Below are 13790 nucleotides of genomic sequence, written 5' to 3' on the forward strand. Positions count from 1 at the left end.
AACAGAAAAAGGCCGTCCGCGGTGATGCAGAGAATCTGCAGAAACCGTGGGCGGTTTTTTCATTTTGAAAGTGAAATATGAGCCGGAATGCTTGTTTTTTCAGACATTTCGTTGTATAAAAAAAATAAGGGTTTTTATCAGAACAGAATCAAAAAACAAAGAGTAAAGGGGATTTTTACAAATGGGAACAACAGAAACGAAAAAAATGAGAGTCGGCGTTGTCGGCTGCGGAGCGATCAGTGATATTTATCTGACGAACATGATTCATAACTTTGAGAATCTTGAGGTAGCAGCATGCTGCGCAGGCCATCTTGAACATGCGAAAAAGAAAGCAGAGCAGTATGGCATCAAGGGCTGTACCTACGAGGAAATTCTGGCAGATCCGTCGATTGAAATGGTAGTCATTCTGACACCGGCACCGACCCACGAGGGGCTGATCCGTCAGGCACTGGAAGCCGGAAAACACGTTTACACTGAAAAAACAATGACCCTCGCACCGGAAACGGCAGCGAAACTGATCGAGCTGGCAGAGGAGAAACATCTCTATCTCGGTTCCGCACCGGACACCTTCCTTGGATCGGCACTGCAGACCGCAAGAAAAGCGATCGACGACGGGCTGATCGGCGAGGTGACATCTTTCGAAGCATGCGCAAACCGCGATCTTGATTTGCTGGCGAGCATCTTCCGTTTTCTGCGGATGCCGGGCGGCGGAATCTGCTATGATTTCGGTGTTTATTATCTGACGGCAATTGTGAGTCTTTTTGGTCCGGTGGATCGCGTTGTATCGTCCGTGCGAAACCTTGCGGCGAAGCGTGTGAACATCATTCCGGGCAGCCCGGAATACGGACAGGAATTTGACTATACAAACGAAAGTCAGGTCTTTACCATTCTGGAAATGAAAAACGGTGTGACCGGTACATTCTGCGTCAATGGTGACAGCGTCATCAATGATCAGGCGGTATTCACCATTTACGGTAAAAAAGGTATCTTAAAGCTTGTTGATCCGAACAATTTCGGCGGCGATGTTGTCTATATTCCGGGTGTAAAAGACTGGACACAGCAGGCTGTTCCGGAAGTTTTACATTATGGTTTTGATTACAGCGAAAACAGCCGTGGTCTTGGTCCGTCTGAGATGGCAGAAGCAATTGCCGAGGGCAGACCGAACCGTGCGAACACAAAAATGGCATATCACGTGCTCGACACGATCGATCAGATTATGAAGAGTGCGGAAACGGGTGCATTTGAGAAGGTTCCATCCACCTGCGAAAGACCGGAGGTCATGCCGAATTCATAGTCTATTTCTGATAGGATTGCAGGTACATCTGACGGAAGTCGGTAGGGCTTACATTTTTTGATTTCAAAAAGACTCTGTTAAACGTAGAAATACTGTTAAAACCGGATTCGAGCGACACTTCGGTGATCGTGAGATCCGGTTTTTTTAACAGGTTTTCGGCGATATGGAGCCGTTCCCTGGTGACGAAATCCGTGAAGGAGAGGCCGGTGTATGCGCGGAACAGCTTGGAAAAATGGCAGCGGGAGAATCCGGCGACCTTTGATGCTTCTTCCAGAGAAACCGGTTCGGTGCAGTGACTCGAGATCCAGGTACATGCAGCAATCATCTGGCGGTGTACCTGTGCGGAATGGCCTGTTTTTTGCGGTGCGGCAGTTTCGGTCGGCACGGAGAGATTTTCGCCGAGCAGAATAAAAAACTGATACAGCAGAACGCATCCGCGCAGCTCGGAAAAACTGATACCGGAGAGGGATAGCCTGCGCAGCTCTGTCAGAAATCCGCGGAGTTTTTCGATTTCCGGGAAGTTGTTCTGATTCAGAAGACGGATCTGATAAAAAAGATAAGCAACAGACTGGAAATCCACGCGTTTTTCCAGAAAATCTGCATCGAGCTGAAGCATGATCAGGCGATGTTCTCTGTTGGTTGTGGAAACAGCGTGCAGCTCGCCGGGCCAGATAAAAAGAAGATCACCGGGCTTCAGCGGAAAGGTTTCTCCATTTACTTCATAGATAATGCCGTCATCCTGTGCAAGCACAATTTCGATATAGTGATGCCAGTGCAGACCGAAATAGGCGGGGACATGCGAAATAGAGATATCGTAAACATAGCTGTTAGCAAAATGATTGTTTTCGAAAAAAGAAGTCGAATCGTTTTTCATGGCAAAAGAATCCTCCGTATCTGATAAACGGTATTATACAACAGAAGAGAGAAAAAATATAGAAAAAATCGAAACATCTGGGCAATGATCGGCAATATATAAGTAGTGTTTTACGAGGATCTGTATTATGGTTAAGATATGAAAATTGTGAAGAACGGCAGAAATCGGAAAAAGAGTGATGTGATTTTGGCGAAAATTCACAATAAAAGTTTATGAAAAGTGAAGAAGTGGGAGGTAAGCGAAAAATGCAGATTTATGTAGATGGAAATGCTGTGCGAAGCGGAAATGGGCAGAAGGAATATCCATTTCAGACGATTTCCGAGGCGGCAAAAATTGCAAGGCCCGGCGACGAGGTGCTTGTAGCGCCTGGCGTATACCGGGAATATGTAGATCCGGCGAATGCGGGATGTGAGGATGCAAGAATTGTGTACCGTTCTGTGGAACCGGGAAAAGCTGTGATTACCGGTGCGGAAATTGTGGATAACTGGGAGCATTTGGAAGGTGATGTGTGGACAGCGCGCGTTTCGAACGGATTGTTTGGGGATTACAATCCATATACGACACTGGTCAGCGGCGACTGGTTTATCGCATCCTACACGGCGCACACCGGAGAAGTGTATCTGAATGGAAAATCCATGTATGAGGTGACAAGTCTGGATCAGGTGAAAAAGCCGGAGATCTATAAAAAATCCTGGGATCAGGCATTTACGGTTTACACCTGGTATGTGGAGCAGGATGAAGAGAAGAATGAGACCGTTTTCTATGTGAATTTCCAGGGGAAAAACCCGAATGAGGAAACGGTGGAAATTAATGTGCGCGAGAATTGCTTTTATCCATCGAAGGAGGGCATCGGTTATATCACGCTGTCCGGCTTTGTTGTAAAACAGGCGGCAACCCAGTGGGCTCCGCCGACGGCATATCAGGAAGGAATGGTCGGCCCGCACTGGTCAAAGGGATGGATCATCGAGGATTGTGAGATTTCAGATTCGAAGTGCTCGGGCATTTCACTTGGAAAATACAGACAGCCGAACAATGACAATAAATGGCTCAAATGGAAATTCAAAGATGGCACACAGACGGAGCGTGACTGTATCTGCCAGGCGCAGCGGGAGGGATGGACAAAGGAAAACATCGGAAGCCACATCATCCGCCGGTGCAACATCCATGACTGTGGACAGACGGGTATTGTAGGCCACTTAGGTGGTGTGTTCTCGATCATTGAGGATAACCACATTCACCATATCAATAATAAACAGAACCTTGCGGGTGCGGAGATCGGCGGCATCAAGATGCATGCAGCAATCGATGTGATCATTCGAAGAAACCATTTCCATCACTGTACGAGAGGCCTCTGGCTCGACTGGCAGGCACAGGGCACACGTGTTACGCAGAACCTGTTCCATGACAATACGCTGCCGAACGAGGAAAATGCAAATCCAGAAGGTATGGACGGTATCGGCGAGGATATCTTTATTGAAATTTCCCACGGACCGACGCTGGTGGACAATAACGTACTGCTTTCGGACCGCGCGATGAAGCTGGCAACGCAGGGTGTTGCGGTAGTACATAACCTGATCGCGGGATCGTTTACTGCTGTCGGCCGAGGTGTCAACAATGGCTCCGAAAAGCTGCCATCGCCACGCTACACACCGTACCATGTGCCGCATCGCACGGAGATCAACGGATTTATGACGGTTCTTCACGGTGACTGCCGGTTCTACAATAATATCTTCATCCAGAAGCCGGTTCGTGCGGGAATGGAAGAAATCCGTAAACTGACCGGAGATAATGAGTGGGATGACGGAAATCTGACAGCAGGAACCGCACCGTACAGCGGATATCCGACATTGGAGGAGTACGTGGCAAGATTTGAGGGCTATTGCGGAATGGGCTCCGGAAAGTCACCGGATCTGTATTACGAGAAGCTGCCGGTATGGCTTGGCGGCAACGTTTACTTCAATGGGGCGAAGCCGGCAGAGCAGGAACAGGACGCTGTAGTGGATACCGAGCATGAAATCACCATCGGTGTAAAAGAAGAGAACGGAAAATGGAAACTGGAGACCAATGTTTACGATTATCTGCCGCAGAATGCCTGTGCAGTGATCTCAACGGAGACGCTTGGCATGGCATTTGAGCCGGAACAGAAATATGAGAATCCGGATGGAACGCCGATCGTGTTCCGATATGACTACTTCGGAAACCGTCAGGGCATTCATCCGCTGCCGGGCCCGTTTGCATCAAAAGAGGCTGCGGAAGAAGCATTATCGTAAAGAAATTCTATAGACCCGCAAAAAAATAGCGTAAAAAATTCAGCGCCGCAGAGAGTGAATGATTGCGTCACAGCCTTTTTTGCAGTGTTTTCGGGTTTTACTATAACAAAAAGGAGTATAGAGAAATGATTTACTATGTCAATAATTCCGCTCCGAAGAATGGAAACGGAACAAAAGAGATGCCGTTCAAGTTCATCAACGATGCGGCAAAAATTGCAAAGGCAGGAGATGAAGTTCTGGTTGCACCTGGTATTTACCATGAATATGTTGATCCGGTCAACGGCGGAACCGAGGATGCGAGAATCGTCTATAAGAGTGAGAAGCCGCTCGGCGCAAAGATCACCGGTGCGGAAACGATGAATGACTGGGAGCATTACAAAGATAATGTGTGGGTATGCCGTGTAGACAACGGAGTTTTTGGCAATTATAACCCATACACGACAATGGTCGGCGGTGACTGGTATTTTGCACCGGTGGTACGCCATACCGGCGCGGTTTATCTGAATGACCGCCAGTTATACGAGACAGAGACGCTCGAGGAGTGTATCAAGGGCGAGGTTTATGCGCCGTCCTGGGAGCCGGAGTGGTCGGTTTACAAATGGTATACCGAGCAGGACAAAGAGAAAAATCAGACGGTCATCTACGCAAACTTCCAGGGTAAAAACCCGACGGAGGAAAAAGTAGAAATCAACGTGCGCCGGAACTGCTTTATGCCGTCGAAAACAGGCGTAAATTACATTACGTTCAGTGGATTTGATGTCAGCAAGGCGGCAACGACATGGGCGCCGCCGGCTGCTTATCAGGATGGTATGATCGGTCCGCACTGGTCGAAGGGATGGATTATTGAGGACTGTGAGGTCAGCAACAGCAAGTGCTGCGGTATTTCGCTCGGAAAATATTACGATCCGGAGAACGACCATTACTTTACCAGAAAACACGTAAAAAGCCCGACCCAGATGGAGCGTGATGCTGTGTGCCGCGGCCAGTATCACGGCTGGACGAAGGAGAACATCGGAAGCCATATCATCCGCCGCTGCCACATCCATCACTGTGAGCAGACCGGTATTGTCGGACGGATGGGCGGTGTGTTCAGTATCATTGAGGACAACCACATTCACAACATCAACAATATGCAGCAGCTTGGCGGAGCCGAGATTTCCGGTATCAAGATGCATGCAGCGATCGATGTTGTGATGAGAAGAAATCATATTCATCATTGTACGATGGGCATCTGGTGCGACTGGGAGGCACAGGGAACACGCCTGACCCAGAACCTGCTGCACGACAACTGCCCGCCGGAGGGAACACCAAAGGCAGAGGGCGCCATGATGAGTCAGGATATTTTCATCGAGGTTGGCCATGGTCCGACCCTGATCGATAACAATATTATGCTCTCACCGGTCAGCGTTCGTATGGCGACCGATGGTATTGCCTGCGTACACAATCTGATGCTTGGCTCATTAACTGCAGTTGGCGGCGGAACAGGAGACCGTTACACGCCGTATCACATCCGTCACCGTACCGAGGTTGCCGGATTCATGACATTCCTGCATGGCGATGACCGGTTCTACAACAACATCTTTATCCAGAATTACCCGGTTGAGGAAACAGAAACGGTTGAGGACATGGGCTTCAAGATGGAGGATAACCAGGAGGTCGGAACGCATGTGTTCGACGAGTATCCGACCTATGACGAGTGGATCAGCCACTTTGAGCTGGATAAACCGGCCGACATGAGCAAGCTGGAGCCGTATCACAACAAGTGCCATCTGCCGGTTTGGGTAAACGGAAACGCTTACTTTAACGGAGCAAAGGCGTGTGTGAATGAAAAAGAGAATCTTATGGATAACGAGAACCAGGTTAAGGTGGAACTTGTGGAAAAAGACGGCCACTATTCCATCAAGACGAACGTGTATGAGTTCCTGAAGGATTTCCGGACGGGAATTATCAACAGTGATATTTTAGGATACGCCTTCGAGCCGGAGCAGAGATTCGAAGATCCGGACGGAAGCACGATTATCTTCGATCAGGACTATCTTGGCGAGCACCGCGGCGTGGCAGCAATGCCGGGACCGTTTGCGGATGGAGCTGAGGCAGAGAAGATTCTGTGGTAGAAAAAATCAGAACTTACCGGTTGATATGAAAAAAACAGGGCGCTGTGCAGGAAATGGCACAGCGCCCTGTTTTGGTAAAAGGAAAGTCAGGATGCCTTTGCAGAATCTTTTGCCGTCGGCATTTTCTCGTATAAGATTTTCAGCATAATCGGTGTTGCAATACTCGAGAAGAGAATCAGCAGAATCACGGCACTGAAGAAATCGCCGGATAAAAAGCCTGCATTCAGACCCTTTTGCGCGACGATCAGACAGACTTCACCGCGGGTCATCATACCGACACCGATTTTCAGGCTGTCGCCCCAGGTAAAGCCGCATCCCTTTGACATCAGGCCACAGCCGATGATTTTTGCGACAAGGCCGACGATGACGAAACAGATGGCAAAGAGTACGAATTTCTCGTTCATGCCGCTGAGCGTTGTTTTAAGACCGATACTTGCAAAGAAAATCGGTCCGAAAATCATATAGGAGCTGATATCCATTTTTTCTTCGATGTAATCGGAAGAATCGAGGGAACACAGGATAACGCCCGCAACGTATGCACCAGTAATATCGGCGATGCCGAAGTATTTTTCGGAAATGTAGGACAGTCCGAAGCAGAGTGCAAGACCCAGAATCGGGAGACGGCGGGTGTGCGGAAATACGGAGTTCATGCGGTTGAACAGCTTAAAGCAGAGAAAACCGAGCACAATCGCAAGGGCAAAAAACAGAATGGTGGAGGCTGCTACTTTCAGCGGATTGGATGTCGGATCTTTAAAACCGATGACAACAGTCAGCACAATGATACCAATGACATCATCAATGATAGCTGCGTTTAAGACGGTTGTTCCAACCTCTGTTTTCAGTTTGCCGAGTTCTTTTAAGGCCTGTACGGTGATGCTGACCGATGTTGCAGTCAGAATAACACCGATAAAAACAGCGTGGTAAAATTCTTCCGTTCCGACAGCAGAGAAGCCATAAAAGCTCATGTATAAGACGGCTCCAAGAACCAGAGGAACAAAAACACCGGCACAGGCGATCAGCAGGGATTTCACTCCGGTGCGGAGCAGATCCTTCAGGCTGGTGCCAAGACCTGCGGAGAACATCAGCAAAATGACACCGATCTCCGCCATTTGTGCGAGAAAGTCAGATTGCTGAACGAGTCCCAGCACACTGGGTCCAAGGACAATACCGGCAATCAGTTCGCCCACAACCTGCGGAGCCTTGCATTTTCTGGCAAGAATACCAAACAATTTTGCGAATACGATAATGATTGCCAGGTCTTTTAAAATGACATACGTATCCATGAAAAAGATACCCCCTTTTATGAAGTTTATGTATGTGTCGGCAGCTTGAAAGAGCAATGCCGGAGTTTGATACGCATACATTTTCAGTATAGCAAAAATTGAGAAAAAATACTATCGGCAAGAAAGAAAAAATAAAGTAAAACGGAAAAAGAGATATAGAAAAGAGCATGTAGATATAGTATGATCAAAGCAGCAAATAAATTTTACATGGAGTTCAAAAAGCGGGATCAAAAAAACGAAAGGGGAAATAAAAAATGAGAGTTGGGAACGTGAAAGAAATTGTATTTTCCAAAGATCCAAAACAGATGAACTGGCTGCGGGAGGATTTCCCATACGCCGAGGTAAAATGCCCGCCGGAGTTTTCGGCTGAGGTGCAGAATGAAAAAGACGGAGATGTGCTGACAACGAAGATTGTGGTTTCTTACAACGGTGCGCATCCGTATTTTACAAATGCCGGAAGTATTGGGGTTTCATTTCCGTTGCAGGACCGCTACACGGACAGTGTGACCTGCCGTGACTATCGGTGCCATGCACATGTTTTCTGTGGGGAGAATACCAGTTATATTATGGCGCTCCGCATGGGTGGTGCGGCTCCGCATCTGGGAATGGTGCTCACAAAAGGCAGTCTTTCTGCTTACAGTATTGAGCGCGATCTGAAACTGCAGAGCAATGACAGAGGCTGCTTCTGGCTGCATCCGTCTGCACAGGAGTTTGCGCCGGGAGACACGATGACGCTGGAGTGGAAAGTATTTCCGCATCAGGGACGCGAAGATTTCCGGGAGAAATTAAGAGCATTTTCCCAGGTGATTCTGGTGGATGCTGAGCAGTATGTGATTTATCCGGGAGAGACGAGTAAGGTAACCATTGAGCCGACATTTCCAGCGGAAAAAGTGACGATAAACGGAGCACCGCTGGAAAAGACGGAAAATGGTGTTTATGAATATCTGTTTGAAAATGAAAAAACAGGGGAGTATGTACTTTCAATTTGTGCCGACGAGGTGAAAACCACCTGCCGTCTTCTCGTGCAGGAGCGGCCGGAAACACTGGCTGCAAAACGGTGTGCGTTTATTGTTGATCACCAGCAGTATCATGGAAAGATCAAAGAACTGCAGGGTGCCTATCTGCCGTATGATAACGAAGAAAAAATTCTCGTCTGCACGCCGGAAAACGATTTCAATGCCGGACGGGAGCGTACCGGTATGGGTGTGCTGATTGCACGGGCACTGCAGCAGAATCTTTTAAAAGACCGGGAAAAAGCGGAACAGAGTCTTCGTGAGTACCATGCATTCTATCTTCGCGAGCTGGTAAATGCATCAACTGGACTTGTATGCAACTGCTCAGGAAAAGACAACAGCTATTTTCGGCTTTACAACTACCCATGGGCAGTGACATTCTTTCTTGAATGCTGGAAGCTGTGGGGAGAAAAAGAAGATCTGAAGACAGCAGTTCATATCACAGAGAAATTTTATGAACAGGATGGATTCCGTTTTTATCCGATTGAAATGCCGATTGTGATGCTCTGTCATGAGTTGGAAAAAGCAGGAGAACAGAAGGATCTGAAAACAGTAAAAGATCTGTTTCGATGTCATGCTGATCAACTGATTGAGATTGGAACGGCTTATCCGGCTTCGGAAGTAAATTACGAGCAATCGATCGTACAGCCGGCGGCCGAAGTCATTCTTCAGGTTTACGAAGTGACAGGGGAAGAAAAATACCTGCGCGGAGCGGAGCAGCAGATCGCCGTCCTCGAACTCTTCGACGGCCAGCAGCCGGACTACCATCTGCATGAAACTGCAATCCGCCACTGGGACGGCTACTGGTTCGGAAAACGCAGAGTCTTCGGAGACACTTTCCCGCACTACTGGAGTGCAGAAAACGGTCGAACCTTCAAGCACTACGCTCGCCTGACCGGAAACGAAGAATATAATATTCGCGGTGAGCATTCCCTGCGTGGCGTGCTGTCCATGTTCTTTGAGGATGGAACAGCGACCTGTGCGTACCTGTATCCGTATTCCGTCAACGGCCAGAAAACCGATTTTGCTGATCCGTATGCCAATGACCAGGATTGGGGATTGTGCATGAATCTGGAATAAAGAATGACCAGAACCTTCAAACTGAAATCATACAGAGTGATTCAGTTTGGAGGTTTTTTGGATTTGCAGAAGATGGATTCCGGCATGGTGTAAGAATAATGATATGATTTTCCTCAATGATGATGTAATAAAACCAGAACCAGACAAAGGATTTGTGAAAATCAAAAGGGTATGGAAACAATCCATACTCTATTTTTTCTTTTAAAAAGAGAAATAAAAAACGTTGACGAAAAAAAAGAAATTTGATAAACTGGAAAAATAAAAGGGAGTAGCTAGCCAACCGTGTTCACTTCTTCGTCAGTACAGCTATTGATATTCAATAACTCGGAAAGTGATTAAATAGCGAGACTTTTACTGTAGATGCAGTAGGAGTCTCTTTTTTTATGCCTATAACACCTGCTGCAAAGAATGCAAAAGAAAGAGAGGAAGATACGTATGATGTTACAGGCAGGGATTTTGATAGTGGGTTTCCTTTTTCTGGTAAAAGGAGCAGACTGGTTTGTGGAAGGGTCTGCAAGCATAGCAAGAAAGTTTGGAATTCCCCAGCTGATTATCGGACTTACCATTGTTGCAATGGGAACGAGTATGCCGGAGGCTGCTGTAAGTATTACCGCAGCGATGCAGCAGAACGCAGGAATTACGATAGGAAATGTGGTTGGAAGCAATATTTTGAATATTTTTATTATTCTCGGACTTACGGCATTAATAACAAATGTGGCAATACAAAGGTCTACCTTGTTTTATGAAATACCGTTTATGATGTTTGTTACGGTAGTTTTAATGATATGCGGAATGACAGGAGGAAAAGTAACGTTTGCCGAGGGCATAGTCTTATGGGTACTGTTTCTTGTATATCTTGGCTATTTGTTTGTAATGTCGAAAAAAGGGGAAAATCCGGAAGAGGAGGAAGCGAAAAATTATCCTGTCTGGAAATGTCTTCTTTTGATGGTGGCAGGCGGCGTCCTGGTTGTAAAAGGAAGTGATTTTGCCGTCAGCGGGGCAACCGAGATTGCCCGATACTTTGGAATGAGTGAGCGTTTTATCGGATTGACGATAGTTGCTCTCGGAACATCTCTTCCAGAGCTGGTAACATCTGTGACAGCGGCAAAAAGAGGAAATGCAGGGATTGCAATCGGAAATATTGTCGGAAGCAATATTTTTAATATTTTATTTGTAATTGGAACAGCCGCACTGATCTGTCCTGTGCCATTTGAAACTAAATTTATTGTAGACACAGGAATCGCAATTCTGGCAGGTCTGGTTTTATGGATTGGGACGTACAAGAACAGGGAATTACGGAAAACGTGTGGTGTCGTTATGCTTTTATGCTATGCAGGATATTTTGCATATTTATGTGTGGTATAGGATGAACCATTTTTGATGAAACCATTATTTAAGCACCGACCATTTGGCCGGTGCTTTTGAAGTGCATTCAAAGCTATGCGAAACGGAAGAAAAAATCAAGAATCATGCTAGAATCTAGTACATCGTTTTGTAAATAACTATACCAATCACGCAGGATGCAGATTCGAGTGTGCAGGTATAAAAATGTAGGCGTAGCGGGCTACGCCGAGGCTTTTATGCCTGTGCAATCAGATTTGCAGACAAGTGAGTGGTATAGTTATTTCGAAAACGATGTACTAGCTTCGGAAGGCGGAAAACAGTCCCAAAAAGTGCAACAATTTTCTGGAAAATATGCTATAATCTGATCAAAGTAGAGAAAAGCGGAGAGTAGAAATGAAAAAATTACCAGAATCAGAACAGGAAATTATGATGATTATATGGGAATATGAGGAACCTGTCAGTCGATTTCAAGTTGAAGAAAAGTTGAATGTAGAGAAAAATGTTGCACCGAGTACCATTTTAACATTGCTTACTCGTTTGGAAAAAAAAGGATTTATTCAAAAAGTGAGGAACGGGAAATCAAATCTTTATGTACCATTAGTAGAAAAAGAAAATTATATAGGCACGGTTGGAAAAAACATGTTAGATAAAATGTTTCAAGGGTCATTAGCAAAATTCGCATCGGCACTGTATGATGGAGAAAAACTTAGCTCAAAAGAGGTTAAGCAATTGCAGGAATTTATTGACAGACAAAAATAGAAAAAGTGGTGTAGAGGATATAGTTACAGATGGCATTTATCATAAAGTGGAATCTTTCAATAGGCATAGTCGCATTTATGGCATATGTTGTACAAAAAATAATGGGGAAAAGGCTCGGTCATTACTGGAGAAAGATAGTCTGGATACTTCTGACACTTAAAATGTGCTTTCCATTTTGGAGTGTGACAGAGAAATTTCGGCAACATCCTTTTATGATTTCTATGCCGGCATATTATATCGGGGAACAAAATCAAAAGACCGCGATCATGACGAAAATGGGAAACGTTTCAATTCGAAGGTGGATGTCAGGCGAAAAATTTTTGCTGTATATATGGATTGCAGGGATGATTTTATGTCTTTTGTTTCACGCAATACAATATAGAATATGGAAAAAAAGAATATTTGCAGAATGTAAAAAGATGCAAAAAAATTCCGTATTAGAAGCTCTAAAAAAAGCAAGCGAAGTTTGTAAAATAAAAAAAACAGAAATATGGGTCTGTGAAAATCAAGATTTTTATTCTCCTATGTTGTTTGGTGTACGAAATACAAAAGTATTGATTCCACAAGAAATGCTGGAAACGGAAAATTACTCCTATGAAGAATGGTATTTGATTTTTTTACATGAATTGACACATCAGAAAAAACACGATTTATGGTATAAAAGGTTTCTTCAAATTATAAGGGATGTTTATTGGTTTTGTATCCCAATGCTGTGGGTGCAAAAAATGGCAAATATAGATATCGAATGTGTCTGTGATGAGACTGTTACAAAACATATGAATCTGACGCAACGGAAAGATTATTGCAATGTTATTTTAAAAGTGGCTTCAAAACAAACGAAAAAAGAATTGTCTGGAGTTGTTTCAATGGTATCAGAAACAGAGATACTGAAAGAACGATTTTACAATGTGTTTTTAGCAAGAAAAAAACTTCGAATATACGTCACTGTTTTTCTTTTTGGAATAATTATTTTGAGTTTTTCGGAAATGCAAATAGCGCGACAAATATGGTCATCATCGCATATAGAAAATTGTCCCAAATGCAAAGCTGCGGTACAAGGAGAAGTGGTTTGGAATGCATGGGAAAATGAAAAAAATGTAGTATGTACACATCAATATGCATGGGGAGATGACTTACAGAAAGCCAGATATGGAGTAGAAAAAATCAGGTGTAATGAATGTGGAAATTTTTTTGAGATAAAGATCAGGCAAGAAAAAATAGTCTGCCATGGGTATAATGATTAATTAGACAAATGTAGAAAAAAGATTGACAAAAAGTAGGAAGTATGGTATTTTTGTTATACAAATGTAGAACGTACGTTGACAGGTATAATAAATTTTTAAGGAGAAAAGTATGAAAGCGGTAAAGAAAAAAATTTCCATTTTTCTAATGACCTTAATGTTGGCCAGTACATTTTCTGCCAATGTAACAAAAGCGGATGTTATCGAAAGTAAGAATATTTTTGCGTATGAAGAAATTATGCCGTATGCTGCAGTTTGCCCGAGATGTGGAGGAAGAATAACATCGTCAACCGTATGGGGAAGCTGGATAAGCAGTGATACAGTTACATGTACTCATGGTCACGCATGGGGAACTGATTTGAAGCAGTATAGAACAGGAATAAAAACTACAAAATGTTTAAATTGTAACGCAGGAAATACTGCTAATGTGAAAGAAACAAGAACAATTTGTCACGGATATGATAATTAATGGTTAAAACACAAGGCTGTTGTATGATATGTAAAAAAACAGAAGTCAT

10 protein-coding genes are annotated in these 13790 nt (G+C 44.8%); 8 read left to right on the forward strand and 2 right to left on the reverse strand.

The features are described 5' to 3' along the window. Window positions 1-181: 181 nt before the first annotated feature. Window positions 182-1294 carry a Gfo/Idh/MocA family protein gene (locus tag DXD92_RS14460; protein WP_118640835.1) on the forward strand — a complete coding sequence of 371 codons (1113 nt, stop codon included), beginning with the start codon at window positions 182-184 and terminating at the stop codon, window positions 1292-1294. 1 nt (window position 1295) lies between these two features. Here DXD92_RS14460 and DXD92_RS14465 read toward each other — a convergent pair whose 3' ends face one another. Continuing rightward, the gene (locus DXD92_RS14465) at window positions 1296-2168 is read right to left on the reverse strand and encodes an AraC family transcriptional regulator (RefSeq protein ID WP_055220360.1); all 873 of its coding nucleotides are present in this window, start codon (window positions 2166-2168) and stop codon (window positions 1296-1298) included. Window positions 2169-2413: 245 nt separating this feature from the next. On the opposite strand from DXD92_RS14465, the gene DXD92_RS14470 reads away from it, so the two are divergent. Then, a complete protein-coding gene (locus tag DXD92_RS14470; RefSeq protein ID WP_118640837.1) occupies window positions 2414-4438 on the forward strand; it encodes a right-handed parallel beta-helix repeat-containing protein in 2025 nt (674 codons plus the stop codon). A 125-nt stretch (window positions 4439-4563) separates the two neighbouring features. Next, window positions 4564-6552, forward strand: a complete 1989-nt coding sequence (locus tag DXD92_RS14475) for a right-handed parallel beta-helix repeat-containing protein (protein ID WP_118640839.1) — start codon at window positions 4564-4566, stop codon at window positions 6550-6552. A gap of 86 nt (window positions 6553-6638) precedes the next feature. Here the strand turns inward: DXD92_RS14475 and DXD92_RS14480 are convergent, their stop codons facing one another. Continuing rightward, window positions 6639-7835, reverse strand: coding sequence for a cation:proton antiporter (locus DXD92_RS14480; RefSeq protein ID WP_117510723.1), 1197 nt, complete (start codon window positions 7833-7835; stop codon window positions 6639-6641). 254 nt (window positions 7836-8089) lie between these two features. Here DXD92_RS14480 and DXD92_RS14485 point away from each other — a divergent pair, with 254 nt between their 5' ends. The 5 genes from DXD92_RS14485 (at window position 8090) to DXD92_RS14510 (ending at window position 13741) form a co-directional block, all read left to right on the forward strand. Then, window positions 8090-9928, forward strand: coding sequence for a six-hairpin glycosidase (locus tag DXD92_RS14485; protein WP_117510725.1), 1839 nt, complete (start codon window positions 8090-8092; stop codon window positions 9926-9928). A gap of 435 nt (window positions 9929-10363) precedes the next feature. Beyond that, window positions 10364-11293: a calcium/sodium antiporter gene (locus tag DXD92_RS14490; protein WP_022461243.1), complete on the forward strand. Its 930-nt coding sequence runs from the start codon at window positions 10364-10366 to the stop codon at window positions 11291-11293. 372 nt (window positions 11294-11665) lie between these two features. Next, window positions 11666-12031 carry a BlaI/MecI/CopY family transcriptional regulator gene (locus DXD92_RS14500; RefSeq protein WP_022461242.1) on the forward strand — a complete coding sequence of 122 codons (366 nt, stop codon included), beginning with the start codon at window positions 11666-11668 and terminating at the stop codon, window positions 12029-12031. Between the two features lie 29 nt (window positions 12032-12060). Beyond that, entirely contained in the window at window positions 12061-13275 is a 1215-nt protein-coding gene (locus DXD92_RS14505; RefSeq protein WP_022461241.1) for a M56 family metallopeptidase, read from the forward strand. Between the two features lie 109 nt (window positions 13276-13384). Next, window positions 13385-13741 (forward strand): hypothetical protein, encoded by a 357-nt coding sequence (locus DXD92_RS14510; protein ID WP_118640841.1) that lies wholly within the window; start codon window positions 13385-13387, stop codon window positions 13739-13741. Window positions 13742-13790 lie beyond the last annotated feature (49 nt).

Origin of the sequence: Blautia sp. TM10-2, assembly GCF_003480845.1 — a bacterium.
GTDB lineage: Bacteria > Bacillota > Clostridia > Lachnospirales > Lachnospiraceae > Fusicatenibacter > Fusicatenibacter saccharivorans.

Coding starts and splice junctions, on each gene's coding strand:
- DXD92_RS14480 (WP_117510723.1), bottom strand. CDS start 7,835: ATGGATACGTATGTCATTTTAAAAGACCTGGCAATCATTATCGTATTC.
- DXD92_RS14465 (WP_055220360.1), bottom strand. CDS start 2,168: ATGAAAAACGATTCGACTTCTTTTTTCGAAAACAATCATTTTGCTAAC.
- DXD92_RS14460 (WP_118640835.1), top strand. CDS start 182: ATGGGAACAACAGAAACGAAAAAAATGAGAGTCGGCGTTGTCGGCTGC.
- DXD92_RS14500 (WP_022461242.1), top strand. CDS start 11,666: ATGAAAAAATTACCAGAATCAGAACAGGAAATTATGATGATTATATGG.
- DXD92_RS14475 (WP_118640839.1), top strand. CDS start 4,564: ATGATTTACTATGTCAATAATTCCGCTCCGAAGAATGGAAACGGAACA.
- DXD92_RS14510 (WP_118640841.1), top strand. CDS start 13,385: ATGAAAGCGGTAAAGAAAAAAATTTCCATTTTTCTAATGACCTTAATG.
- DXD92_RS14490 (WP_022461243.1), top strand. CDS start 10,364: ATGATGTTACAGGCAGGGATTTTGATAGTGGGTTTCCTTTTTCTGGTA.
- DXD92_RS14505 (WP_022461241.1), top strand. CDS start 12,061: ATGGCATTTATCATAAAGTGGAATCTTTCAATAGGCATAGTCGCATTT.
- DXD92_RS14470 (WP_118640837.1), top strand. CDS start 2,414: ATGCAGATTTATGTAGATGGAAATGCTGTGCGAAGCGGAAATGGGCAG.
- DXD92_RS14485 (WP_117510725.1), top strand. CDS start 8,090: ATGAGAGTTGGGAACGTGAAAGAAATTGTATTTTCCAAAGATCCAAAA.